The sequence below is a fragment of the Sulfurovum sp. TSL1 genome, assembly GCF_019972135.1.
GTDB lineage: Bacteria > Campylobacterota > Campylobacteria > Campylobacterales > Sulfurovaceae > Sulfurovum.
This window is the reverse complement of the sequence record NZ_BPFI01000003.1, coordinates 86,318-110,732: the sequence shown is the minus strand read 5'-3', so window position 1 is coordinate 110,732 and position 24,415 is coordinate 86,318. Positions and strand designations below refer to the sequence as shown.

22 protein-coding genes are annotated in these 24,415 nt (G+C 37.8%); 15 read left to right on the top strand and 7 right to left on the bottom strand.

Annotation, left to right across the window (positions count from 1 at the left end; genetic code table 11):
* The first annotated feature begins 9 nt into the window (after positions 1-9).
* Positions 10-261 (top strand): hypothetical protein, encoded by a 252-nt coding sequence (locus tag LDM98_RS10995; protein WP_223899456.1) that lies wholly within the window; start codon positions 10-12, stop codon positions 259-261.
* A 2-nt stretch (positions 262-263) separates the two neighbouring features.
* Entirely contained in the window at positions 264-980 is a 717-nt protein-coding gene (locus tag LDM98_RS10990) for a hypothetical protein (protein ID WP_223899455.1), read from the top strand.
* 14 nt (positions 981-994) lie between these two features.
* On the opposite strand, the gene LDM98_RS10985 is transcribed toward LDM98_RS10990, so the two are convergent.
* Genes LDM98_RS10985 through topA form a run of 3 tightly spaced genes read right to left on the bottom strand, consistent with a single transcriptional unit; the run spans position 995 to position 5,218 of the window.
* Positions 995-2,173, bottom strand: coding sequence for a cation:proton antiporter (locus LDM98_RS10985; RefSeq protein WP_223899454.1), 1,179 nt, complete (start codon positions 2,171-2,173; stop codon positions 995-997).
* Positions 2,160-3,020, bottom strand: coding sequence for a biotin synthase (locus LDM98_RS10980; protein ID WP_223899453.1), 861 nt, complete (start codon positions 3,018-3,020; stop codon positions 2,160-2,162). The genes LDM98_RS10985 and LDM98_RS10980 overlap by 14 nt, the downstream gene beginning before the upstream one ends.
* The gene (topA, locus tag LDM98_RS10975) at positions 3,020-5,218 is read right to left on the bottom strand and encodes a type I DNA topoisomerase (RefSeq protein WP_223899452.1); all 2,199 of its coding nucleotides are present in this window, start codon (positions 5,216-5,218) and stop codon (positions 3,020-3,022) included. The genes LDM98_RS10980 and topA overlap by 1 nt, the downstream gene beginning before the upstream one ends.
* 124 nt (positions 5,219-5,342) lie before the next feature.
* Between topA and asnB the strand changes: the two genes are divergently transcribed.
* Positions 5,343-7,133: an asparagine synthase (glutamine-hydrolyzing) gene (gene asnB / locus LDM98_RS10970; RefSeq protein ID WP_223899451.1), complete on the top strand. Its 1,791-nt coding sequence runs from the start codon at positions 5,343-5,345 to the stop codon at positions 7,131-7,133.
* Here the strand turns inward: asnB and LDM98_RS10965 are convergent.
* The 3 genes from LDM98_RS10965 to LDM98_RS10955 form a co-directional block, all read right to left on the bottom strand.
* On the bottom strand, positions 7,128-8,111 hold the full coding sequence (locus tag LDM98_RS10965; protein WP_223899450.1) for a DUF475 domain-containing protein: 984 nt from the start codon (positions 8,109-8,111) through the stop codon (positions 7,128-7,130). The two genes, asnB and LDM98_RS10965, sit on opposite strands and share 6 nt — an antisense overlap.
* A 125-nt stretch (positions 8,112-8,236) precedes the next feature.
* Positions 8,237-8,803, bottom strand: a complete 567-nt coding sequence (gene dcd, locus LDM98_RS10960; RefSeq protein WP_223899449.1) for a dCTP deaminase — start codon at positions 8,801-8,803, stop codon at positions 8,237-8,239.
* A 27-nt stretch (positions 8,804-8,830) separates the two neighbouring features.
* Positions 8,831-9,646: a peptidyl-prolyl cis-trans isomerase gene (locus tag LDM98_RS10955; protein ID WP_223899448.1), complete on the bottom strand. Its 816-nt coding sequence runs from the start codon at positions 9,644-9,646 to the stop codon at positions 8,831-8,833.
* 268 nt (positions 9,647-9,914) lie between these two features.
* Here LDM98_RS10955 and LDM98_RS10950 point away from each other — a divergent pair, with 268 nt between their 5' ends.
* The 10 genes from LDM98_RS10950 to LDM98_RS10905 all read left to right on the top strand — a co-directional run bounded on the left by LDM98_RS10950 (position 9,915) and on the right by LDM98_RS10905 (position 21,392).
* Positions 9,915-11,234, top strand: a complete 1,320-nt coding sequence (locus LDM98_RS10950; protein WP_223899447.1) for a flippase — start codon at positions 9,915-9,917, stop codon at positions 11,232-11,234.
* Positions 11,225-12,088 carry a glycosyltransferase family A protein gene (locus tag LDM98_RS10945; RefSeq protein WP_223899446.1) on the top strand — a complete coding sequence of 288 codons (864 nt, stop codon included), beginning with the start codon at positions 11,225-11,227 and terminating at the stop codon, positions 12,086-12,088. Before LDM98_RS10950 ends, LDM98_RS10945 begins: the two co-directional genes overlap by 10 nt.
* A gap of 117 nt (positions 12,089-12,205) precedes the next feature.
* On the top strand, positions 12,206-13,096 hold the full coding sequence (locus tag LDM98_RS10940; RefSeq protein WP_223899445.1) for a glycosyltransferase: 891 nt from the start codon (positions 12,206-12,208) through the stop codon (positions 13,094-13,096).
* The gene (locus tag LDM98_RS10935) at positions 13,087-13,917 is read left to right on the top strand and encodes a bifunctional 2-polyprenyl-6-hydroxyphenol methylase/3-demethylubiquinol 3-O-methyltransferase UbiG (protein WP_223899444.1); all 831 of its coding nucleotides are present in this window, start codon (positions 13,087-13,089) and stop codon (positions 13,915-13,917) included. Before LDM98_RS10940 ends, LDM98_RS10935 begins: the two co-directional genes overlap by 10 nt.
* The gene (locus LDM98_RS10930; RefSeq protein ID WP_223899443.1) at positions 13,914-15,158 is read left to right on the top strand and encodes a glycosyltransferase family 4 protein; all 1,245 of its coding nucleotides are present in this window, start codon (positions 13,914-13,916) and stop codon (positions 15,156-15,158) included. Before LDM98_RS10935 ends, LDM98_RS10930 begins: the two co-directional genes overlap by 4 nt.
* Complete coding sequence (locus LDM98_RS10925) at positions 15,151-16,089, top strand: glycosyltransferase family 2 protein (RefSeq protein ID WP_223899442.1); 939 nt, start codon at positions 15,151-15,153, stop codon at positions 16,087-16,089. Before LDM98_RS10930 ends, LDM98_RS10925 begins: the two co-directional genes overlap by 8 nt.
* A complete protein-coding gene (locus LDM98_RS10920; protein ID WP_223899441.1) occupies positions 16,086-17,210 on the top strand; it encodes a glycosyltransferase in 1,125 nt (374 codons plus the stop codon). Before LDM98_RS10925 ends, LDM98_RS10920 begins: the two co-directional genes overlap by 4 nt.
* 110 nt (positions 17,211-17,320) lie before the next feature.
* A complete protein-coding gene (locus LDM98_RS10915; RefSeq protein ID WP_223899440.1) occupies positions 17,321-18,355 on the top strand; it encodes a stealth family protein in 1,035 nt (344 codons plus the stop codon).
* A gap of 54 nt (positions 18,356-18,409) precedes the next feature.
* On the top strand, positions 18,410-19,228 hold the full coding sequence (locus LDM98_RS10910) for a glycosyltransferase family 2 protein (RefSeq protein WP_223899439.1): 819 nt from the start codon (positions 18,410-18,412) through the stop codon (positions 19,226-19,228).
* A gap of 94 nt (positions 19,229-19,322) precedes the next feature.
* A complete protein-coding gene (locus LDM98_RS10905; protein WP_223899489.1) occupies positions 19,323-21,392 on the top strand; it encodes an STT3 domain-containing protein in 2,070 nt (689 codons plus the stop codon).
* Between the two features lie 8 nt (positions 21,393-21,400).
* Here the strand turns inward: LDM98_RS10905 and LDM98_RS10900 are convergent, their stop codons facing one another.
* Positions 21,401-22,411 carry a glycosyltransferase family 4 protein gene (locus LDM98_RS10900; RefSeq protein ID WP_223899438.1) on the bottom strand — a complete coding sequence of 337 codons (1,011 nt, stop codon included), beginning with the start codon at positions 22,409-22,411 and terminating at the stop codon, positions 21,401-21,403.
* Positions 22,412-22,565: 154 nt separating this feature from the next.
* Between LDM98_RS10900 and LDM98_RS10895 the strand changes: the two genes are divergently transcribed.
* Positions 22,566-22,811 carry a helix-hairpin-helix domain-containing protein gene (locus tag LDM98_RS10895; RefSeq protein WP_223899437.1) on the top strand — a complete coding sequence of 82 codons (246 nt, stop codon included), beginning with the start codon at positions 22,566-22,568 and terminating at the stop codon, positions 22,809-22,811.
* 145 nt (positions 22,812-22,956) lie between these two features.
* On the top strand, positions 22,957-24,342 hold the full coding sequence (gene gltX / locus LDM98_RS10890; RefSeq protein ID WP_223899436.1) for a glutamate--tRNA ligase: 1,386 nt from the start codon (positions 22,957-22,959) through the stop codon (positions 24,340-24,342).
* Positions 24,343-24,415: the final 73 nt, after the last annotated feature.

The window sequence follows — 24,415 nt, the reverse complement described above, 5'->3', positions numbered from 1 at the left end:
GTATAATATATGGCAGGTCCGAGAGAGGAAGATAGCATAGCCGGGCTGTCACTAAAAACTTTTTTAGTGACAGTCCTGGGTATCCTTCTCTTTGGCATCTATGTTGGTGTCTTGGTCTATGGGGAGAACTCACTAACTGTTTTGAATCAGTTAAAAGAGAAAAAACAAGGCTTGTCTCTTGAAGAGAAAATATTAAAAGTAGAAAATCAAAGACTTCAAAAAGAGTATTTTGAATTAAAACAGTTAGAACCTAAGGAGTAAGGATGAAGAAGTATCTATGGGCAGTAATGGCGGTATTATTTATGAGTGCGAATGCATCGGGTTTTAGAGATATTGATATCAAGACACATTCATTCCTTTCAGACCTGAGAGATGCAGCAGGCTCTGATGATGAGTTCGCAGATGAGGAAGAAGATGTAATGGATGCTCCTGAAGCTGTGGAAGTAGAAGAGGCTGCAGCGGAAGAAGAGATCGCAGTAGACGAAGCAAACGGGTCTGAAACCGACAGCGCTGAGGCTATACGTCAACAGGCTATGGATGAGGCCAAAAAAAAAGAAGAAGCTGAAAAACTTGAAGCAGTGAAAAAGGCAGAGGCAGTGGAAGCGCAAAAAGCAGAAGAAGCTGAAGCTCAAAAAGAAAAAGAAGCAATACTGGCTCAGATCGCTGCGAAAGAAGAAGAGTTAAAAAAAGCTAAAGAGCAGGCTGAAAAAGAGAAGCGTGAAGTAGAAGCTTATGAGAAAAAAAGAGCTGAGAAACTTGCTAAAGAAGCACAAGAAAAAGCGGAATTAGACAAAATAGCAGCAGAAGCCAGAGCAGCGGAAAAAGCGTTAGCTGAAAAAGAAGCAGCTGCAAAAAAAGCTGAAACGGCAGCGACAGGTACAGAGATTGATCTTGATGCGGAAAAGAAGGCAACAAAAGAAGCCGCAGATAAGGCATACTGGGAAGCAGTACAAGAGATGAGAAAGGCAGATGCTGAGTAAGCGTATCTGCTCTTTTAATCGTGGTTGACCTCTTTTTTATTGGGGCGATTCTTTACCTGTAAAGCCTTGATAACGGTCATAGCGATCAATATCTCAAATATACTGGCCAAGATCAACTGATAATAGGTCAACTGGTCTAATAACTTTGTGTCATATCCAATGGTTGCAACAGCCACAAGAAGGGTCAATGGCATAGAAAGAGAAAGCGCTATAAGTATAGCATCCTTCGAACTTCCGTTAATCCCCCGCAATACGATCGCAGCAAACAGTCTGGCAACGATCATCAAAACCGTAATCAGCAGTGCTCCGGGAACAATCCCTTCCAGTGTAAGCGCCTTCAGATCAAAAGATGCACCGACATGGATAAAGAAGAGGGGCACCAGAAAACCAAAGCCGAGGCTGGACATTTTTTCTTCAAGCTCTTTCTCATGATGAAAGAATGCAGAGATCGCTATCCCTGCAATAAATGCTCCTAAGGCTACCTCTAACTCCAGTGAGAGCATGACAGCGATCATGATGAAGAACAGGGCCATGGAGAGACGTATATCTTGTGCGGAAGTGTCCAGTTTTGGAACCAAAACACTCTTGAGCTCGGGGTACCACCAAAAGAGCAGATGGAACATTCTATAGAGGATATAGATCACAAAAATAAACAGAAGAAGGTAAGCAACCTTCAAAATAAGTTCTAGAGGTGATCCCGTAGTAATGTACGCATCGAAGATGGTCAGTGCTGCGATACTTAAGATCTCACCCAGTACACCGGCAATAAAGGCTAAACGTATCCAGGACTCCTCTTTCCCGTATACTTTGGATAAAGAAGCCAGCAATCCTATGGAGATCAGCGGCATAGAGATAATAACAATGGCATTCAGGTCAAAGATAAAACCAAAGATCATAGAAAAAACGACCATGAAGAAGAGGAATAGCATAGATCTCTGTATTACGCTCTTAGGGCTTTTTGTGATCTGTTTCAGATCGACTTCCATTCCCGCTAGGAACATGAGATAGAGAAATCCGACCTCTGCGATGAGGCTAAAGTATGGGTTGTGGCCGACAAACCCGAAATAGGCGACAATAGACCCTAATATAATTTCCACAGGGGGCATAGGCAAACGCAGAAATTTGGCAACAAAAGGGCTTCCCCATATCAGCAGTGAAAGCGTGAGTATATGGACAATATTAGTGTGTATCACAGCTTGTTGCTACCTTGTAGCCAAGTCTATCAAGCATCTCTTGATCACTGCTTGCTTCGATACCTTTGGTGGTCAAATAATTCCCTATGACCATCGCATTTGCACCCGATTCGAACATGAGGTTTTCTTTTCCGTTGAACACAAGTTCACGTCCACCAGCGACCATAAGCAGCTTATCTTCTCCCAGAAGCGCACGGGCCTTTTTAATGATAGCCATAGCTTCATCCAGTTCGATGTTCCTTGTTTTGATAGGCAGTGCAGGATTAGGATGATAAAAGTTAAGCGGCGTTGATTCAGGGCTCAGAGATGCGATCGCGTCCAGAAGTGCGTCTCTGTCCTCTTTTGTCTCTCCCATACCGAAGATCCCTCCGGAACAGAGTGCCAACCCTACTGATTTGACATTCTCACACGTCTCATAACGTTCACTCCAGGCATGGGTGGTACAGATATCTGCATAATAACGTTCAGAGGTTTCAAGGTTATGGTTATAGCTGTCGATGCCATGCTGTTTCAGGTAGAGAAGCTGTTCTTTGCTGGCGGTACCATTACATGCAATAAGGTTGAGCTCTTTGACCTCCGCCTTGACCGCCTGTGCAGCACGTGCAACAAAATCCACTTTTTTGTCATCCAGACCTTTGCCGGCAGTGACCAGACAGTAGCCCAAAGCACCGTTGGCTTTTGCGGCTTTCGCCTCAGAGACGATCTGTCCTATATCCTTGTAGCTGTAACGTTCGATATCTGCATGGTATCGCACACTTTGGGTACAGAATTTGCAGTCCTCTTTACAGGTGCCGCTGAGGATGTTGTTGATCGCGCATAAAAATATTTGTTGTTTAGGGTTAGACATTACTTTGCCTCCTCTTTATGTTTACATTTAAAGCACTCATAGACATCACCGCTTTTGAGATGTTTAATCCCCATAGTATATCCGCACTCCGGACATTTTTTGTCTATAGGTTCAAAGTTGGCGATGAATTTACATTTCGGATAGTTCACACAACCGAAGAATTTCCCTCTTTTCCCCTCTCTCTCCTGAATTTTTCCTCCACATTCCGGACAGGGAACGGTGAGTTCTTTCGCAGGTTCAAGAGACTTTGCGTTTTTACATTTCGGGTAGGCAGAACAGGCAAGGAATTTTCCTCTTTTAGAGTTTTTGATCACCATCATCGAACCGCATTTTTCACACTTTTCATCCGTCTCTTCCGGTCCTTCGACCTCTGTACCGTCCGGATTTTTGGTGTATTTGCATTTAGGAAAGTTGCTGCATGCGATAAATTCGCCATAACGCCCTTTACGCAGGAGTAGTTCGGAGTCGCATTTAGGACATTTTTCCCCAGTAGGGATGGCCACCTTAAGACTTTTGATCTTCTTTTTCCCCTCTTCTACCTTCTGTAAAAACGGGGTGTAGAATGCTTTGAGAACCGTTTGCCAGTCGGTGTTTCCTTCCGCTATCTCATCAAGTGTCTCTTCCATGTTGGACGTAAACCCGCTGTCTACGATCTCAGGGAAATGCTTTTCAAGCATCTCTGTGACCGTAAAGGCGATCTCTGTAGGGTGGATACGTTTTTTCTCTATTTCAATGTATTTACGTGTCTGAAGTGTGGTGACAGTAGGGGCATAGGTACTCGGACGCCCGATACCCAGTGACTCCAGCTTCTTGATGAGACTGGCTTCGTTGTAGCGTGCAGGCGGTTCTGTAAAATGCTGCTCTTGCTTGATCTGATCCAGACTAACCGCTTGACCTTTTGCCAGTTCCGGCAAGAGTTTGTCTTTATCGGTATACCCTGTGACCTTATAGAACCCGTCAAAAAGAAGTTTTCTTCCGCTGGCTTTGAAGGTACATTTATCCCCTTTGAAGAGGAGTGTCTGTGACTCCATCTCTGCTTCTGTCATCTGACAGGCCAGGAATCGGTTGTAGATCAGTCTATAGAGTTTCAGTTCATCGACAGAGAGATAGTCTGCCGCGGTCTTGCCGTCAAACTCGATCATCGTAGGGCGGATCGCCTCATGGGCTTCCTGTGCACCTTTGGACTTTGTGGCATAGTTCTTTGCTTTAGCGGGGAGATATTTCTCCCCGTAAGTGTTTTGGATGTACTCTCTTGCTGCGGTTACCGCCTCTTTTGCAAGGTTCAGTGAGTCGGTTCTCATATAGGTAATGACCCCCATGGTACCTTTGTCGGTTTTCACCCCTTCATAGAGCTTTTGTGCGACCATCATCGTTTTTTTAGGCGAAAATCCCAGTTGGGTAGAGGCTGTCTGCTGCAGGGTTGAAGTCATGAACGGTGGAGGTGTTTTGGTCTTTCTTTTGGTCTTTTCCAATGAAGCCACGATAAAGGATTCACTTTTGGCCGAAGCAACGATCTCTGTGGCATCTGCCTCCGTTTTGACCGTCAGTTTCTCTATCTTGAGACCGTTATAATCATAGATAGATGCTTCGATGTCTTTTTCAAACAGTGCATCGATCGTCCAATACTCTTCAGGCACGAACGCTTTGATCTCGCGTTCCCTGTCTACTACCAGTTTCAGTGTCGAACTTTGTACTCTACCTGCACTCAGACCTTTTTGGATCTTGCTGGCAAGCAGAGGTGAAAGTTTGTACCCTACGATACGGTCAAGCAGTCTTCTTGTCTGCTGTGCATCCACAGAGTCCATATCAACCTTACGCGGGGTTTCAAGTGCATGCTGTATGGCATTTTTGGTGATCTCATGAAAGACGATACGCGGAAGTTCAGTAGGTTCTCTTCCGATCGCCTTGGCGATATGATACCCGATCGCCTCACCCTCGCGGTCCTCATCCGTTGCGATAAAGACCGTTTCCGCTTCTTTGGCAAGTTTCTTTAACTCTTTGACCGTGGGGTTCGCATCTCTTGGGATGGAGTATTTGGGTATAAGATCACCGTTCTCATCATCGACCGTAATACCAAAAGTACTTTTCGGAAGGTCACGAATATGCCCTTTTGAGGCGATGACTTTATAGTCTTTATTGAGGAAACTGGTAATGGTACGTGCTTTAGCAGGTGATTCTACTATAATTAGGTTTTTCATATTTACTTACTTTATACTGAACAATTTTTGGCATTGTAACACAAAAGAGAGTAAAAGCAAGAGAAGAGTATTATTTTAAGCAAGCAGAATGGTGAAAACCAGTAAGAACCAAGGAGTTCGATAGGTGTGTGCAATATTTGGAATTATCGGAACCTATGAGGAGGCAAAAGCCAAAGAGGCTTTTCACACATTGGCCCATCGGGGAATAGATGCACAGGTTACCTCTGTGAGGGACCGCTATTTTCTTGGTGTCCATCGGCTTGCTGTGACAAATGTAACGAAAACACCCACTCAAATCATCAGCCGTAATGGCGTAGAGATACTTTTTAACGGTGAGATCTATAACTATGAAGCATTGGCGGAAACACTTCGTCTTCATGCAGCAAGTGAGGTAGATGTCCTGCATGAAGCATACAGGGTCTGGGGAGATGATTTTGTCACATATCTTCGGGGCATGTTCGCCATTGCCGTCATCGCAGAGGCAGAGGTCAAATTATTCCGTGATCCCTTTGGAAAGAAACCGGTCTATTACAGTTTGGATACCCAGCGATTGGTATTTGCCAGTGAAATGAAAGCCATCCATTCGCTTATTCCGCTTACATTTAACAGAGAGATGCTGACACAGTACCTCTCTTTTCAGACACCACTTTCTCCCCGGACGTTTGATAGGCATATCTATCAAGTCGATGCAGCCGAAATGATCACCTTTGTTTTGGCAGAGAAGAGGATAATAAAGAAAAAGTATTATACACCACTTAAGAAGACAGAAGTCATAGAAAACGAAGATCATGCAGTACAGACCTTGGAAAAAGCACTTCTGGAGTCTGTAACATTGCGCTTGCCCAAAGAGGTCAAGTTCGCCTGTCTGCTTTCCGGAGGGGTGGACTCTTCTCTTATCTCTGCAATGGCTTCTTTGAAGCAGCGGGTAGATACCTTCAGTATTGGGTATGAAGGATATGAGAAGTATGACGAGCGTCCTTTTGCCAGAACGGCAGCAGAACATATAAAGTCCAACCATCATGAAGTATGCTTCAGTAAAGCAGACTTTTTGCAAACGATAGAGGAGGTGGTGTCTTCTCTGGATGAGCCTTTGGCTGACCCTGCGATGCTGCCTCTTTACCACTTGATGAAGGTAGTCCATCAAGAGGGCTTTAAAGTAGTTCTGACCGGTGATGGAAGCGATGAACTCTTCATGGGATACAGAACCTATAAAGAGTTTTATGATCTGGAACTGGCCAAAGGACTGGAGTTCAAAGGATGGCTGAAACACTATTTCAAGTCGCATTTCTCTATGCACAAAGAGTGGGAGTGGTACAAACGTATCTTTGAAGGGAGTACACTGTTCCGCTCCACTGCAGAACTGTTTACCGACCTTCAGCAAAACAGATTACTGCGTATGAATGTGAAAGATAACCATTCTTTAGAAGCACTTGAACCCTATAGGAAAGAGTTTGAGCAGAGTGGGCACATCTCGCCTATAGAATGGTACAGTTTTGTAGATCTCAAGGTGATGTTGGGCAATGTCTTTCTGCAAAAGCTTGACCGTATGAGCATGGCGCACAGTGTCGAGGCAAGAAGTCCATTTCTGGACAAAGAAGTGGTCGCTGCAGCATTCTCCTGTACCCCGGAGCTTCGTATGCTGAAACCTTCCAAGGCACTGGTGAAAAGTGTCGCCAGAAAGTACCTTCCCGAAGAGATCGTCGATCGTAAGAAAAAAGGATTTAACTATCCTTATATGGAGTGGCTGCAGGAGAGTGGAGAGCTGGAGGTCATCGGACGGATACAGGAAAAGATGCACCTCTTTAATGAACCTGAACTTGAAATGTATTTGGAAAAAGGGGAGAAGGGGATGTTCAAGCAACATCTCTTCTCTCTCTATATGCTATGCAAATGGCTGGAGCAAAAAGGGTTATAGTGTTTTATCCTGTGCTCTTTTGTTTTCCCATATAGAATGAAGGAAAGCCAGGGTTATCAGCCCGATACCGATCGTCCCCGTGATCACTTCACTGATGTGCAGATTGATCTTGATGAGCATGATAAAGGCCAGGATCCCAATGGCATAATGCGCGCCGTGTTCCAGATAGCGAAATACCGAAAGGGTCTTGTGTTCGACAAAATAGAGGGTGAGGCTCCGCACGAACATGGCTCCTACACCAAGACCGATCATGATGATAAAGATATTGCTTGTCAGTGCAAACGCCCCTATGACGCCGTCGAAACTGAAGCTTGCATCAAGTACCTCTAGATAGACAAATCCTGCAATACCGCTTCTGACTGTTTCTGTAGAAAGAAAGTGATCGAGCATGCCAAGCAGAGAATGAAGCAGCACGCCGTACATAAAGGCTAAAAGCACAGTAAAATCCTGAGTGATGTGCCCCAGAACTATCCCGGTAAGAATGGCCAGGATAAGTTCAATGTTCGCTACCGCCGAAAAATGCTTCATGATCTTCGAGCCTTCAATGAACCTGACCCACTTGATCTCCCGTTCTTCAAAAAAGAAATCCAAAAAGACCATCAACAAAAAAGCGCCACCAAATGCAAAGATGCTTGCCTCCGTGGTTTTCAGTATCGCTTCATACTTCCCGGGCTGGTGTATCGCAACGTCAAGCGTCTCAAAGAACCCCATGCCTGATGCTACGGATACAATGGCCAGAGGGAAAACCAGTCGCATACCGAATACGGCGATCGGAATACCGAAAAGTATAAACCGTTTCTGCCAGACAGGGTCCATGGTCTCAAGCACTTTTGCATTGACCACGGCATTGTCAAAGGAAAGAGAGACCTCAAGAATGATCAGCAGAAAAGTGATATAGACAGCGGCTATACCGCCCAAAAAATAAGCTCCGACAATGCCCAGTGCCAAAATGACAAAAGAACTGTAAAAATAACGCATGCACATCCTTTATAGATAGATGCGGAATTATAGCTGTATTTTTCTGTAGTATGGTCTTTTTAACGATGAAGTGGTTTCACACCAAAGCTTAACTTTGGCGTGAAGGAAAATGGCGTGCTTCGGGGCTAGCTTTTCTTGAGGATTCTCGGGAGCGTGATACCTGTTTGACTTTGGTATTTACCTGACCTGTCTTTATATGTCGTCTCACACTGTTCGTCGCCCTGCAAGAATAGGACCTGCGCGATACCCTCGTTGGCGTAGATCTTCGCAGGCAGGGGTGTGGTGTTGGATATTTCTATCGTGATATGCCCTTCAAAACCAGGTTCGAACGGTGTCACATTCACGATGATACCGCAACGTGCATAGGTACTTTTCCCCAGACAGATCGCCAAAGTATCGCTTGGCATTTTAAAGTACTCTACGGTTCTTGCAAGGGCAAAAGAGTTAGGAGGCACGATACAGACATCCCCCTTAAAATCCACCACATTGTTCTCATTAAAATCTTTTGGATCCACCACTTCGGCGTTGATGTTCGTAAAGATCTTAAATTCATCCGTAACACGAATGTCATAGCCGTATGAGCTTAGCCCGTAACTGACGACTCCCTCTCCTACCAGTCCTTCACAAAAAGGGGTGATCATTGCTTCGTTCAGTGATTTTTCGCGTATCCATTTATCGGATTTTAGTCCCATGTTCTTCCTTCGTTTATAAATAAGATGTTATCTGAGTATTTGTATATCAGCGTTTGTTTTGATCTTTTCAAAATAGTCTTTGAGCGCTTTACTTTGCTGCTGTTGTCTCCATTTTGCGGCAACGGCACCCTGGGCTGCTTCAAAAGACATATTCACCTTGCCCTTCTTGGAAAGCACCTGATAGCTTATATACCGGTCTCCTGCATTAAAAGGACGCGTAAAGGAACCGTCTTGTGTTTGCAAGATACTGCCAAGCAAAGCAGGGTTGAGGTCCTTGGTCTGCTTTGTGACAGAGCGGCTTTTTACACCTTTTGGATCTTTGGTCTGAAGAAAGTGCTTTATCTTATCTTCTGTAGGTGCAGAGTATTCGATCAGGTTGACAGAGGCAGGAATGGTAAATTCATCCTGGTGGTTTCTGTAAAAAAGATTGAGTTCATCTTCGCTTGGCGCCGGGATAGAACTGACCACATTTTCCTGAAAGAACTTTTCTTTTTTCATCGCTTCTTTGACACTTGCTCGATATTGGTTCCATGTGGTACCCTGTTCTTTCAGTATCTTTTGCATTTTAGGAACCGTAAGGTTGTTCTGTGCTGCGATCGTTGCTATTTTTGCATCGACATCTGCTTCAGCGATCTGTACATCTTTCATGGCCGATTTCTGTAGGCGGTCCTGGATAAGAAGATCAGTGGCCTGCTCTTTGGAAACCTGCATTTGTGTTTGTACCGCACGTATCTCTGCAGTGGTGATAGGTTCTCCCTCAACGATGATGGCAATGGCATCCACCATTTTAGCCTGTGAGAGTGTCAGTAATGTAAGAAGTCCAAGTAGAATAAGTTTTTTCATATAGTTTTCGTTTCCCTAATAAGTTGGAAAATTATAGCATAATCGGGTAAATATTATATGAATGGGTGTATTTGGGATATAATAGTTATTTATGAGTAAAAGGTGTTAATGGTGATAGGAAGGATAGGCGTATAGGCAAGTTATATGAATATTAAGTATATACAAAGAATAGTTTAAAGATAAGAGTTTTTATTTAGATATAATATTGCAAAATTAAATAATGTAAAATGAGAATAGACAATATGCTGCTGTATCGAGATACAATAAAATGATCACAAAATTAAAATCTCTTAAAAATCATCAAGGCTTTATGAGGTACTTTAAAAATACTTCATGGCTTTTTGCGGAAAAAATCCTGCGCATGGTTGTGGGGCTTTTTGTCGGGATCTGGGTGGCAAGGTACCTTGGTCCAGAACAATTTGGTCTATTTTCTTATGCTCAAAGTTTTGTAGGACTTTTTACGCCTATTGCTACATTGGGATTAGACGGGATTGTCATACGAGAACTTGTGAAGGATGAGAGTAAACGGGATGTGCTATTAGGAACAGCGTTTGTACTTAAATTAATTGGCGCTTTTGGAGTTTTACTTTTCTTGGCCATTGCTGTTAATTTTACGTCTAATGATCACTATACAAACATACTGATATTTATAATTGCCTCTGCAACCATATTTCAAAGTTTTAATGTAATAGATATGTATTTTCAAAGTAAAGTATTGAGTAAGTATGTAGTTTATGCAAATATCATAACTCTTTTCATCTCAACTATGATAAAAATCATACTCCTTCTCAATGAGGCTCCTTTAATCGCATTTGCTTGGGTAGTAATGTTCGACAGTTTTGTATTAGCTATGGGTTTTTTGTATTTTTATTTACATAATCACCTTTTTTTGAAATTATGGGAGTTTGAAAAAAATGTAGCTTTTAGTTTGTTAAAAGCTAGTTGGCCACTTATATTAAGTGGAATAGTTGTAACAATTTATATGAAGATAGACCAGGTGATGATTAAAGAGATGCTTGACAGTCACGCGGTGGGACAATATGCTGTAGCTGTAAGACTGAGTGAAGCTTGGTACTTCATACCTATGGTGATGACTTCATCGCTTTTCCCTGCTATTATTAATGCCAAAAAAATCAGTGAAGAGCTTTATTATGTCAGACTTCAAAAGTTGTATGACCTTATGGTGTGGATGGCGGTAGCTATTGCACTTCCTATGACCTACCTGTCTGACTGGGTGGTGAATCTCCTCTATGGAAATCAATATAATCAAGCTGGCAGTGTATTGATGATACATATTTGGGCAGGTGTTTTTACATTTTTAGGGGTAGCTAATGCTAAGTGGATTATCTCTGAAAATTTGATGATAAACGGGATGATTAGAACTACAGTAGGTGCAATAATCAATGTATTTTTGAATTATGTTCTTATCCAAAAAATGTATATTCAGGGTGCTGCAGTTGCTACATTGATTTCTTATTTTATCGCAAATTATTTTGGGTTATTCTTTTATAGCAAAACTAAAAGATGTTTTTGGCAACAAACGCAAGCGTTTAATTTCATAAGAATAGGTAAAAAATTATGGAAATAAAAAGTAGATTAATAAATAAAATGAATAGATTAAAAAATAAATTAGAGGTTGTCAAATATAGGTTATACAACTTAGTAAAGAGAAGTTCTGGCGTTAATTTTTATTCAAGAAATCAACCGTTAATAGTTAGTTTAACAACATATCCAAAGCGATTCAATATTGTTTATTTAACGATAGAATCTTTAATGAATCAAACAATTAAACCTGATAAAATTATATTATGGTTAGCAAAAGATGAATTAAATGAGGGAAAAATTCCACAAAAAATCTTCAAATTGAAATCAAGGGGCTTAGAAATAAGGATTGTTAATGAAAATCTAAGATCATACAAAAAACTTATTTATACAATTAAGGAATTTAAAGAAAGTAATATTATAACTTGCGATGACGATGTTATATATCCTAAGTTTTTTATAGAAGGACTATATAGTAAATTTAAAGAGTTTCCCAATGCTATAATTGCTTATAGATGTGCTTTCATGAAAAAAGTTAATGATCATCAATTGGAAACATATTTAAATTGGGGTCCTCCTGAAAATAATCAACCATCTTTTAACTTATTCCCTACAGGTGTAGGAGGAATCCTATATCCATCTAATTCGTTGCATAATAAAGTATTGGATAAAGAATTATTTCTAAACTTATCACCTATAGGTGATGATATTTGGTTTAAAGCAATGGCATTGTTAAACAACACTAAAACAGTAATGGTTAATGAGAAAAGTACCGAGTTTCCTACGATTCAAGGTTCTCAAGATGATGCTTTGTGGCATGTGAATGTAAATGAATATAAAAATGATGAACAAATTAGGAATGTTTTTAATTATTTTAAATTGTTCAAATATATTCAATAAAAGTAGAAGAATGTTAGTTTATATAAAAACACTTTATAATAAAATTGGATTTAATTATCATCAAGAAGGTGAACTTAAAGGGTTTTATTTTGATTTTGATTTGTTTGAAAGATTAAAATGAGAAATAACAATTTTGCTCCAATAGTTCTTTTTGTCTATAATCGTCCTTGGCATACACAACAAACAGTTGAAGCGTTAAAAAAAAATGAATTAGCAAAAAATAGTGAACTTTTTATCTATAGTGATGAAGCTAAAAATGAAGATGCCCGAAAAAGTGTAGATGAGGTACGGGAGTATATAGATACAATAAATGGTTTTAAAAAAGTCACAGTTATAAAAAGAGGAAAAAACTGGGGACTTGCAAACTCTATCATAGATGGTGTCACTAAAATCATAAATGAATATGGGAAAATCATAGTTCTTGAGGATGATTTGGTGACAAGCCCTTATTTTTTGAAGTTTATGAATGAGGCTTTGGAGTTTTACAAAGCTGAAAAAAAGGTTTGGCATATAAGCGGATGGAATTATCCTATAGAAAGTGATGGAGAAGAAGATGTTTTCTTATGGAGAGCTATGAATTGCTGGGGATGGTCTACTTGGGACGATAGATGGAAATGTTATGAAAAAGATGTTGATCAAACGATAAATGAATTTAGTCATGATGATATAAAAAGATTCAATCTTGAAGGTGCTGAAGATTTCTGGAGTCAAGTAATTGCAAATAAAGATAAGAAAATAAACACTTGGGCAATATTCTGGTACGTAACTATTTTTAAAAAAAATGGACTTTGTTTAAATCCTGTTCAAACTTTTGTAGAGAATATTGGCCATGATGGAAGTGGAGTACATTGTGGGGATAAAAAAAATTATATAGATATACTTAATGTGAAAAGTAGCTTTAATTTTACAGACAATATTGAAGAATCGAAAAAATATTTGAAATTAATTAAAAAGACTATGAAAATAAGTTTATTTAGTAAATTAAAAAGGCTAATGGTATGGAAATAACTTTAGCAGATAAAAATTTAACAGAAGTAGAAAAAAATGAAATTGAAAAGCTTTTAAAAAGAGAAAATATAAACATTTCTAATGATTTGGAGCAAATGTGGTATTTAATGGACTTAATCTGGGATGATTATAATTGTGATAATAAAAATTTAAATTGGGACAATATTGGGAAATTTTATTCTCATCCTGTTTGGCTTTTAAATGGGTTGTTTATAGAGCAGGATGAAGTTTCAATGGGGCATCGTCATGAGATTAGTGACTGGATAGTCAAAAACCAATTTGAAAAAGTGGTTGATTATGGTGGTGGATTTGGAACATTGGCGAGATTAGTTGCAGGAAAAGATACAAAAGTACAAATGAATATATATGAGCCACATCCCAGTGAATTTGGAATCAAAAGGGCAAAAGAGTTTGAAAATATTAATATTATTGGAAAACTTGAGTCCAATTATGATTGTTTAATGAGTACGGATGTTTTAGAACATGTACCAGACCCGTTAAGTGATTTTGCCAATATGATAAAAAGTGTAAAGCTAAACGGATATTTAGTTATTGCAAATGCTTTCTATCCAATGATAAAGTGTCATTTACCACAAGATTTTCATTTTAGATATAGCTTTAATCAGTTTGCAAAAATGATGGGGCTTGAAGTAATTGGAATTTTAGAAGGTAGTCATGCAACTATTTTTAGAAAAGTCGAGGAAGTTGAACCAAATTGGAAGAAGATAAGATTTTATGAAAAATTATCAAAAATCACTTTTCCAATTATTGAAATAACGAAATCTATTTTAAGACCTATCAAGAGATTAGTTATAAAATGAAAATTCTAATAGTGAATACATATGACATAAAAGGTGGAGCAGCAAGAGCAGCTTATAGGCTGCATAAAGCCCTATTGGTTCAAAATATAGATAGTCAGATGTTGGTGCAAAATAAAATCAGTGATGACTATACGGCGATAACTGAGACAAACAAAGTCAAAAAAAATCTCAATCAATTTCGACCATTTTTAGATAGTTTGCCGGTAAGACTTTACAAAGAACGAACTAAAACAGATTTTAGCACTTCATGGATAGGTTTTAGCGGAATGGTTGATAAGATCAACGAGATAAATCCAGATATCGTTCACTTACACTGGATATGTGGAGGGATGATGCGCATAGAAGATATTGTAAAGATCAAAGCGCCCATTGTTTGGTCACTTCATGATATGTGGGCATTTACGGGTGGATGTCATTATGATGAAGAGTGTGAAGGATATAAATCTGCATGTGGAAACTGCAAAGTGCTAGGAAGTGGTAAGGAAAACGATCTGAGCAAAAGAGTTTTTGAACGAAAACAAAAAGTATTTGCTGCTAAAAAAGAGATGACAATAGTAGGACTGAGTAAATGGCTCAATGAATGTTCGAAAAACAGCACACTACTAAAAGACAAGAACCATATTAATCTACCCAATCCAATAGATACAGATACTTTTAAACCATTTGACAAGCAGAAAGCAAGAGACCTTTGGGGCCTGCCACAAAATAAAAAGCTCGTGCTTTTTGGGGCTATAGGTACGACAAGTGACCTACGAAAAGGCTTTAAAGAATTAAGCGAAGCTATGGCTAAAATAGAACAAACTAATAATATAGAGTTTGTAGTTTTTGGAAGTAGTAAACCTAAAAATGCACCTGATTTTGGATTTAAAACTCACTATTTGGGAAGCTTGGCTGATGATGTGAGTCTGGTGACACTCTATAGTGCAGTAGATGTAATAGTAGTGCCGAGTTTACAAGAAAATCTATCAAATGCTATTATGGAAAGTTTGGCATGTGGCACTCCTGTAGTTGGATTTGACATAGGTGGGAATCGTGATATGGTGGAACATAAACAAAATGGATACTTAGCAAAACCATTTGACACTGATGATTTGGCATGTGGAATAGAGTGGGTACTAAATGCTCCAAACTATGATGAAGTTTGCCAAAATGCTAGAGAGAAAGTACTAAGAGAATTTGATAGTGTTGTGGTTAGTAAAAAATATATCGAACTTTACGAGGATATTTTAAAAAATGACTAAGGCAGTATGTTTAGATGAAAAGTATAGTACAACAAGGCTTTTAGTAAAAGAAAAACCTATTATAGAAAATAGTCCTGAAGATAAGTTTGAAACGGTTTTATTTTTGCCAGAGGGCGAAAATAGAAAAGGTGAAGGAGGATTACGCATTCAAGGGTATTTTAAAAAGTCTTATGATGATAAGCCTTTAGTAAGTATCATCACAGTTGTATTTAATGGAGAAAAACATTTAGAGCAAACGATACAAAGTGTAATCAATCAGAGGTATGAGAATGTGGAATATATCATCATAGATGGGGGCTCTACTGATCGGACTGTTGATATCATCAAAAAATATGAAGATCAGATCGACTATTGGGTGAGTGAAAAAGATGAAGGTATCTATGATGCCATGAATAAAGGTATTAGTTTATCACAAGGTGATATTATAGGTCTTATCAATGCTGATGACTTTTATGAAGAAAATATATTTGTGAGTATAATTGATGTTTATCAGAAAAACGATGCGGATGTTATTTATGGAGATATCTACTTTATCAATGGGAAGCAAAAAAAAGTTTCTACAGCCAATGCAACAGGGAAAAGATATGGCGTTTTCTCCTATAGTTTTAAATGGATTTGGGTTGATATGCTATTCCCCCATCCTTCCTCTTTTGTGAAAAGAAGTACATATAAAAAATATGGAACTTTTGATTCTTCATATAAAATATCAGGTGATTATGATATTTTTTTGAGGTTTTATATAAAAAAAGCAACGTTTTCTTATATACCAAAAGTACTTGCAAGCTTTAGGGAAGGAGGTATCAGTATGACAGATACACAATTGAAAAGACAAGAGAACTTTCAAATTCGAAAGAAGCATAGTTTATTCATCGCAAATCTTGTTTCGGCCCTTTCATGGTTCATTCAGCGGATTAAGTCAAGTAAGTCATGAATCATAAGAAAATAAAAATTTTATATATTTCTGGAACTCCCAGAGGCGGTATAGCGACAGTTGTTTCAGGGCTGCAAAGGTACTTTGAGAAGAATAAAATCTTTGAAAGTAACAGTATTGTATTAAATACTAAACTTGGCAAGGGGAAAATACATCTAGCATGCGAATTTATAAAACTTATATTTTTGTTTAAAAGATATAAAAAGTTTACAGATATCATACATTTTCATGGTGCCTGGACACCTCATATTTTGTTGTCGAAATTTGTTAAAGGTATTCCAACAGTTATTTCTCCGCATGGTGCATTACATAAAGAATCACTTAAGAAAAGTAGATTAAAAAAAAATATTGCTAAATTTTTGTATATGAAAAAATCATATACAAGTGCAGATTGTCTACATGCACTTACAAAGCAAGAAGCGAAAGATATTGTCGATTATGGGATACAAAATATCCCTATCGCAATAATACCAAACGGAATAGATTTTGAAGAAAAACTATATATTGATAAGAAGAAAAAAGAGGAATTACTGGTACTTTCAAGAGGTCGTAGAGTCATATTGTCTTTGTCTAGACTTGATCCTTCTAAGGGTATAGATCTACTTATAGAAGCTTTTTATAGATTAAATAACAAAAATTGTGACTATGTGCTTTTCATAGCTGGTGAAGGAAATATAATGTATACTAATTCTCTTTTGGAAAAAGTAAAGCAATTCAACCTTCAAGATAAAGTTTTTTTTCTTGGTGATGTAAGAGAGAAGGTGAAAAATACGGTTTATGATGTAGCAGATATCTTTGTCCTCCCTTCCTTTAATGAAGGATTTGGCTTAACAGTGTTAGAAGCATTTAGGCAAAAGATACCCGTAATAACAACCAATACAACTCCATTTGACCAAGTAGAAAAGCTCGGCTGCGGATGGTATATTTCACCAAATGTAAGTGCTTTGGAGGAAGCTTTGGAACAGAGCGCTGAAATGAGCAAGGAAAAATTAGAAGTAATGGGAGAAAAGGGTCATGAGTGGAGCAAGTCGAACTTTTCAATGGAGGTTGTCAATAAGAAATATGAATTATTATATCATTGGTTGATTGGAAATCCTGACAAACCGAACTTTATTATTTGATGAATTTCCAAAAGATGAAAACTGAAATAGATATAAGAGATGATTAGTGTTAAATTTGACTAAACAGTATTACTTGTTCAAATTTTATAGGTATAAAAGAAAGTAGATAAGTGAATAAAATAGATTTTGTATTACCTTGGGTTGATGGCAATGATCCACAATGGAAAATGAAAAAAAGAAAATATGCCAAATCCTTGTTAAATAAGTATGATAATGATGCAGGGATAAGTAGATATCGTGATACCAATACACTAAAATATGCATTAAGAAGTATAGAAAAATATTGTCCATGGTACAATAAAATTCATATAATTACAGAAGGGCATAGACCCGACTGGTTAAATGTAAAGCACCCAAAGATCAACTTTGTTACCCATGAAGAGCTATATTTTGATGTGTATGATCTTCCTACATTCAGTTCAGAGTCTATTGAAATGAATTTGGCAAATTTAAAAGGGCTAAGTGAGCATTTTGTTTACCTAAATGATGACTTTATTATATTAAGCTCACTTACAAAAGAGCGATTTTTTAAAAATGGTAAACCAGTTGACTTTTTGATACATGGATGGATACCACGTAATAAACTCTATCAAAGGTTAAGAGATAGTTCAGGATTTGTGAAGTCAGTAAACAACAATATTGCTTTGACCAATAAGATATCAAAGCCAAAAAAAATAATTAATCAGAAAGACGTATTTTTTCATCATACGTACCCTTTTTTAGGGAAAATAAGTAATTATTTATTATTAAAAATTTGGGGAAAATACTTTTTTATTTCACATTGGCATTTTCATCAACCCTATACTCTTTCAACGATTAAAAAAGTTCATGAGTTGTTTTCAGACTCTATGAAAGTATGTTCAAAGAATAGGTTCCGAGGTGATAAAAATCTCAATCAGTATATGTATCGCTATTATCATTTGACTCAAGAGAACTTTTATCCTTATTATCATAATGATGGATATATTGCTAGGATCAGATCTTTAAAATCATTAAACAATATCTTAAGACAACTGGAAACGGGGAAGTATGACTTTGTAGCAATTTTTGATGATTATAAACAAGAGGAAGCAGAACTAATTATAGAAAAATTGACAGATTATTTTGAAAAAAAATTTGTTCAGAAAGCTTGTTTTGAGTTATAGTTTGGATAAAAGTTGTGTTCATGTCATTTAAAAATTTTATAAGGTTAAAATAGTTTGAAAGAAAATTTTACGGAAAGCCCTAATACTATAAATGATAGCTTGATTGATGATACCCTTACCTTAGGATGTAAAGAAGGGCTAGTATCTATTATTATGCCTATATATAACAGTGAATCTTTTATTATCAATTCGGTTGAGTCCGTTTTGGATCAAACTTATAAAAACTGGGAACTCATTTTAATCGATGATTGTTCAATTGACAGTTCTTATTTATTGGTGCAAGAATTTGCATTAAAAGATCCTCGTATCAAATTATATAGATTGGATCATAATCATGGCGCAGCTTTGGCAAGGAATTATGCTATTGAAAAGGCACAGGGTAAATATATTGCCTTTTTAGATAGTGATGATCTTTGGTTACCGTCTAAACTTGAAAAACAAATTACTTTTATGGAAAAAGAAAATATTCTTTTGAGTTATTCATCTTATTATACGATAGGTGAAACAAATGAAATAATAGGTATATTTCATGCGAAAACAAGAGTTTCATATAAAGATATGTTAAAAACAAGCACAATAGGTACCTTGACCACAGTCTATAATGCTGACAAATTGGGGAAATATTATTTTGATGATATTGGGCATGAAGATTATGTTATGAAACTGCAGATATTAAAAACAATAGATTATGCCAAGGGGATAGATGAACCATTGGCAAAATACAGAATCACTTCAAATGGTCTATCTGGCAATAAATTTAAAACAGCACGATGGCAATGGAAGATATATAGGGATGTGGAACATTTATCATTTTTAAAAAGTCTTTATTATTTTATGCATTATATATATTTTGGACTAAGGAAATATAATTAGGCGATATGAATGAATATAGATGTTATACTGTCAATAAATTTGAAATGGATGAGGTAAAATAGTGAAAAAAGTAAGTTCCAAACAACTATTTCTAATGATGTTTTTTGCATATATATTTAGTTTTACAATGCGTATGATATGGGTATGGCAATTGCAGGATAACCCAAATTTTTATTGGAATGATCAATTAATGATCAATACTAATGATGGCTATACATGGGCAGCAGGTGCGCAAAATATCCTTTATGGCATGCATGAGTACAATTCAGGTATACGTGACATGTGGGCTAATGGGATCATATTTTTTACTGTACTTTTTACAAAGGTAACACCTTTTAGCCTAGAAACAATTATTTTGTATATGCCTGCAATGATCTCTAGCTTGGTGGTGATACCTATTATCTTGATCAGCAGACTTTATGGAGAAGCAATTTGGGGATTTTTTGCAGCGCTTCTAGGGGCGATAGCGTGGAGTTACTATAACCGTACCATGATTGGTTACTATGATACCGATATGTTCTCTGCGATGGCCCCTATGTTCATACTCTATTTTTTAATGAAGAGCACGATGGATTTTACTCCAAGATCTGCTTTATATGCAGCTATTGCCATTGCACTGTATCCATTTTTGTATGATGCGGGGAAATCCATTGTTTATGCAATGGGGATCATCTATGCGCTTTATATGATGTTCTACCATCGTCATGATAGAACTACTTACATTTCAATGGTTTTGGTTTTTGTTGCTTTGGTTCCTTTTCCTTTGGTCGCACCGTTTAACTACCTTATAAAAATAGTTGTGCTGATTGGATTGTATTTTGTATTAAAACGATCGTCTGTTGAGCAGAAAAAATTGATGTTTATTTCAGCGATTCTTTTCTTGCTTTTTATGTATTTTGGAAACGTATTTGGTTTGATATTAGGTAAAGTTATGAGTTATGTTTCTACGGGGACAGCGAAAGAAGGATTACACTTTTATGGTGTCCATCAAACGATTAGAGAGGCGGGAAAGATCCCTTTTGAAACGTTTGCTAATCGTATTTCTGGTTCACAAATAGGAGTGATCGTATCCTTTATAGGGTATATTGTACTTGTTGTAAGACATAAGGCATTCATTTTGGCTTTACCGCTTATAGGAATAGGGGCCTTTGCTTTATGGGGAGGTCTTAGATTTACGGTTTATGCTGTGCCTATTGCTGCAATGTCTGCTATCTACCTTTTTCATATCATTACGACTACTATATCTGATAAAAAGAGTATATATGTTGTTGGAATGACACTATTGACTGGGAGTATGTTATATCCAAATATTACACATATCATCGAATATAAAGTCCCTACTGTGTTCAATAAGGCTGAAGTAGAAGATTTGGTGAAGTTGGATGCAATATCTAAGCCTAAGGACTATACCCTTACATGGTGGGATTATGGTTATCCTATTTGGTTTTATTCAAGTACTAATACCATCATAGATGGGGGTAAACATCAAAATGACAATTTTATTATTTCTAAGATCATGCAGACCTCTTCCTCTGACCTTGCCGCTAATTTAAGCCGTTTGGCCGTTGAAACTTATGTCGAGTCCAACTATGCTAATATTGCCAATACTATTTTCAAAAACAGACAAGAAGATCAGCTGGACCCTAACCTTCTTTTATCTGAATTGGCAAGTGGTACCTATACACTTCCTAAAAAAACAAGAGATATCTATCTCTATCTCCCATATAGGATGATGAGGATTTTTCCTACGGTTGCAGTGTTTGGTAATTTGGATTTGACAACAGGACAGGAAGAACGAAAGGTCGCTTTTTACCCTACACAGGCGGTAAGCAATAAAGAGGGAACCATTGCTTTTAACAATGGTATTATGTTTGACACAAAGAAGGGTGTGGTTAGACTCGGGAATAAAGAGGTAGCTGTGAAGTATTTTGTGGTGACACAACATACAAAAGAAGGGAAGTTGCAGAAGCAGTCACAGGTCTATCATGCGGATGGTGAATATGTTGTTGTCTATATGCAAAGTTATGGACAGTTTGTTATCATGGACAAAGAAACATTCAATTCTATGTATGTGCAAATGTTCATGCTTGAAACATATGATAAAGATCTTTTTGAACTGGTCGTTTCATCACCCTATAGTAAGATTTATAAACTGAAGATATAGGGAATAGACTACTTGTTTGAAGCACATTCTTTTTTGTAAAGATATCGGTAAAGTAGAGTATAGCAACTGATAAAAATGAAAACAATCAGAAGATTTACCTTGGAATTATTTGCATAGAGGGTAGAACAAAAAATAAAAGGTGCCGTGCTCAAAATAATGAACAAGGATGTGAGCGGATTGTTATGCGTGATATGTTTATAGATAAGCATATGCAGATGATAAGCATCGGGCTGCATAGGAGATCGGTTTGCCTTTCTTTTTCTGTAAATAGAAAAAAGTACTTCCCAGACAGGGTAGATCAATACGGCAAGAATATACCATGGACTGACTTCGGCATAGTTACTTGCCAAGAATATCCCTGTCAAAGCAACAATAAAGCCTAACAAATAGGCGCCACCATCTCCAAGAAATATCTTACCTTTTGGAAAATTGACTAAAAAGAATGCAAGGACTGCAGAAGAAACGATCATAGATATATGTAAGATCTCATGATTCTCTACTTGCAGAGCTACTATGCCAAAGGAGAAAAGCATCAATAATACCATACCTGATGCAAGACCATTAAAGCCATCTATAATATTCACAGCATTCATGAGCCCTACGATAGCAACAATACTGAATAGTATACCTACTCCATAAGGAAGATGGAAACCGAGGCCCAAATAGGTAACAACGGAACCAGTCAATAAAACAGCACTTAAAGCAGCAATAAATTGTAAGATCAAACGTAATTTTGGGCTTAATGAACGATGAAAATCTTCAAAAATACCACTTAGGAATGCAAGTAAAATGGAAAATAGAAGTTTCCACCCTAAAGGAGTGAAAAGAAGAAAGACCATACCGGCAAGGATTCCAAGGCCTCCTGCCCTAGGAGTAGAAAAATGATGAAAATTCTGTGGTTTTTCTTCTGTGTGGGAGTCAATGAATAGCTGATGCTTATGGGAAAAATAAATGATTAAAAATTGCAAAGTGAAAGAAGTCACAAATGCACCCAGGATGGACCACTCCAGTTGATTCATAGTTGACCTTTTTGAGCTAATTCTATCACAATCGACTTTAAAAATCTTTTTTGTTTGAAATCACATCTTTTTTAACCTGCTAAGTATATTTTATATTGTAGTATATAAAGTTATATTTATTTATAACTAAAAATAAATTCATTAAGGGAACTACATGGTTAGAAAAATCATAGCAGGATTTTTAATTTTTGCGACATCGGCACTATTTGGAATGAGTCTGGATCAGCTTAATACGGCATCTAAAGAAGAGTTAATAGAAGTGAAAGGTATAGGTGCTGCTAAAGCAGATGCTATTATTGCAGAGAGAGAAAACGGTAAGTTTACCTCATTTGATGATTTTCAACGGGTCAAAGGAATTGGTGAAAAGGCTGCATCAAATGTAAAAGAGCATGTCAAATAAGCCTCAAACATTGAAAATTTCAAATGTTCAGGCAGAAGTGCGTTGGCTCTTCGGCTTGTCCTTCTCTTTAAAAATATAATCCGCTTTAACCACATTTTCGCTACAATTCACTAATTTATTTTTAGACTTTATTTAAGGCATGATCATGACAGTTACACGTTTCGCACCTTCTCCGACAGGTTATCTTCACATTGGTGGGCTTAGAACAGCACTTTTTTCGTGGCTTACTGCACAACACAACAAAGGACAGTTTTTACTTCGTATAGAAGATACCGATATGGCACGTAATTCCGAAGAAGCAACAGAAGCGATACTTAAAGCATTCGAATGGGTAGGGCTGAGCCATGATGGAGAAGTGGTGTATCAGTCCAAAAGATTTGATATCTATAAAAAATATATCGATCAGCTTCTTGAAGAAGGCAAGGCGTACAAATGCTATATGAGCAGAGAGGAGTTGGATGCTCTGCGTGAAGAACAGATGGCCAGAAAAGAGCGTACACGCTATGATGGCCGTTACCGTGATTTTACCGGTACCCCGCCAGAAGGTGTTCAACCGGTGATCCGTATCAAAGCACCCCAAGAAGGAAATATATGTTTTACAGATGGTGTCAAAGGTGACATGTGTATCTCCGCAGATGAAGTGGATGATTTTGTCATTGCAAGAGCAGACGGGTCGCCAACGTATAATTTTGTGGTTGCCATAGATGATGCATTGATGGGATTGACGGATGTGATCCGCGGGGACGACCATCTCTACAATACACCCAAGCAGATCGTTGTCTACAATGCTCTTGGATTTCCTATTCCCAGATTTAACCATGTTGCGATGATCAACAATGAACAGGGCAGAAAACTCTCTAAAAGAGATGGGGCTACGGATGTCATGGATTATAAAGCCTTGGGATATCTTCCTGAAGCGTTGTTGAACTTTTTAGTACGTCTTGGCTGGAGCCACGGAGACCAGGAGATCTTTAGCATTGAAGAGATGATCGCACTGTTTGATCCTAAAAACATTAACAAGAGTGCATCCAACTATAACCTGGATAAACTGCTTTGGCTGAATGCGCACTATATTAAAAACACACCAAACGATGAACTTGCGATGTTTCTTAAAGATTTTGGTGTAGATATTCATGGACACGATAAACTCGAATTACTTCTTGATGCAACAAAAGAGAGAGGAAAAACACTGGTGGAGCTTGCAGAGCAGATCAATCTCATACTGACGGCACCAGCCCAGTATGATGAAAAGGCTTCCCAAAAAGCGTTTAAAGGTGATGCCAAAGAGATCTTGAATGATTTTGCTTCGATGTTGAAAAACTGGGATAAGACACTGCACCTTCCTTGTGATTACCATGAAGTGATGGAAAAAATCGTTGAGACCAAAGAGATAGGCTTTGGTAAGATAGGTATGCCGTTGCGTGTGAGTCTTCTTGGTTCTATGACAGGGTCCGGACTTGATGAGATCATGGCCATTTTAGGTGTGGATGAAACGATAGCACGTATAGAAAAAGCGATCGCAACAGTATAAACTAAATAATGTCATGGCGAACGCCCAGGTACCCCTCTTACACTTTAGTGACGGGGGTATCGGAATTTAGTTC

Excerpts from the sequence above, each read along its gene's own strand:
- LDM98_RS10995 (WP_223899456.1), top strand. The coding sequence starts at position 10 with ATGGCAGGTCCGAGAGAGGAAGATAGCATAGCCGGGCTGTCACTAAAA.
- LDM98_RS10990 (WP_223899455.1), top strand. The coding sequence starts at position 264 with ATGAAGAAGTATCTATGGGCAGTAATGGCGGTATTATTTATGAGTGCG.
- LDM98_RS10980 (WP_223899453.1), bottom strand. The coding sequence starts at position 3,020 with ATGTCTAACCCTAAACAACAAATATTTTTATGCGCGATCAACAACATC.
- topA (WP_223899452.1), bottom strand. The coding sequence starts at position 5,218 with ATGAAAAACCTAATTATAGTAGAATCACCTGCTAAAGCACGTACCATT.
- LDM98_RS10965 (WP_223899450.1), bottom strand. The coding sequence starts at position 8,111 with ATGCGTTATTTTTACAGTTCTTTTGTCATTTTGGCACTGGGCATTGTC.
- dcd (WP_223899449.1), bottom strand. The coding sequence starts at position 8,803 with ATGGGACTAAAATCCGATAAATGGATACGCGAAAAATCACTGAACGAA.
- LDM98_RS10955 (WP_223899448.1), bottom strand. The coding sequence starts at position 9,646 with ATGAAAAAACTTATTCTACTTGGACTTCTTACATTACTGACACTCTCA.
- LDM98_RS10950 (WP_223899447.1), top strand. The coding sequence starts at position 9,915 with ATGATCACAAAATTAAAATCTCTTAAAAATCATCAAGGCTTTATGAGG.
- LDM98_RS10945 (WP_223899446.1), top strand. The coding sequence starts at position 11,225 with ATGGAAATAAAAAGTAGATTAATAAATAAAATGAATAGATTAAAAAAT.
- LDM98_RS10940 (WP_223899445.1), top strand. The coding sequence starts at position 12,206 with ATGAGAAATAACAATTTTGCTCCAATAGTTCTTTTTGTCTATAATCGT.
- LDM98_RS10935 (WP_223899444.1), top strand. The coding sequence starts at position 13,087 with ATGGAAATAACTTTAGCAGATAAAAATTTAACAGAAGTAGAAAAAAAT.
- LDM98_RS10930 (WP_223899443.1), top strand. The coding sequence starts at position 13,914 with ATGAAAATTCTAATAGTGAATACATATGACATAAAAGGTGGAGCAGCA.
- LDM98_RS10925 (WP_223899442.1), top strand. The coding sequence starts at position 15,151 with ATGACTAAGGCAGTATGTTTAGATGAAAAGTATAGTACAACAAGGCTT.
- LDM98_RS10920 (WP_223899441.1), top strand. The coding sequence starts at position 16,086 with ATGAATCATAAGAAAATAAAAATTTTATATATTTCTGGAACTCCCAGA.
- LDM98_RS10905 (WP_223899489.1), top strand. The coding sequence starts at position 19,323 with ATGATGTTTTTTGCATATATATTTAGTTTTACAATGCGTATGATATGG.
- LDM98_RS10900 (WP_223899438.1), bottom strand. The coding sequence starts at position 22,411 with ATGAATCAACTGGAGTGGTCCATCCTGGGTGCATTTGTGACTTCTTTC.
- LDM98_RS10895 (WP_223899437.1), top strand. The coding sequence starts at position 22,566 with ATGGTTAGAAAAATCATAGCAGGATTTTTAATTTTTGCGACATCGGCA.
- gltX (WP_223899436.1), top strand. The coding sequence starts at position 22,957 with ATGACAGTTACACGTTTCGCACCTTCTCCGACAGGTTATCTTCACATT.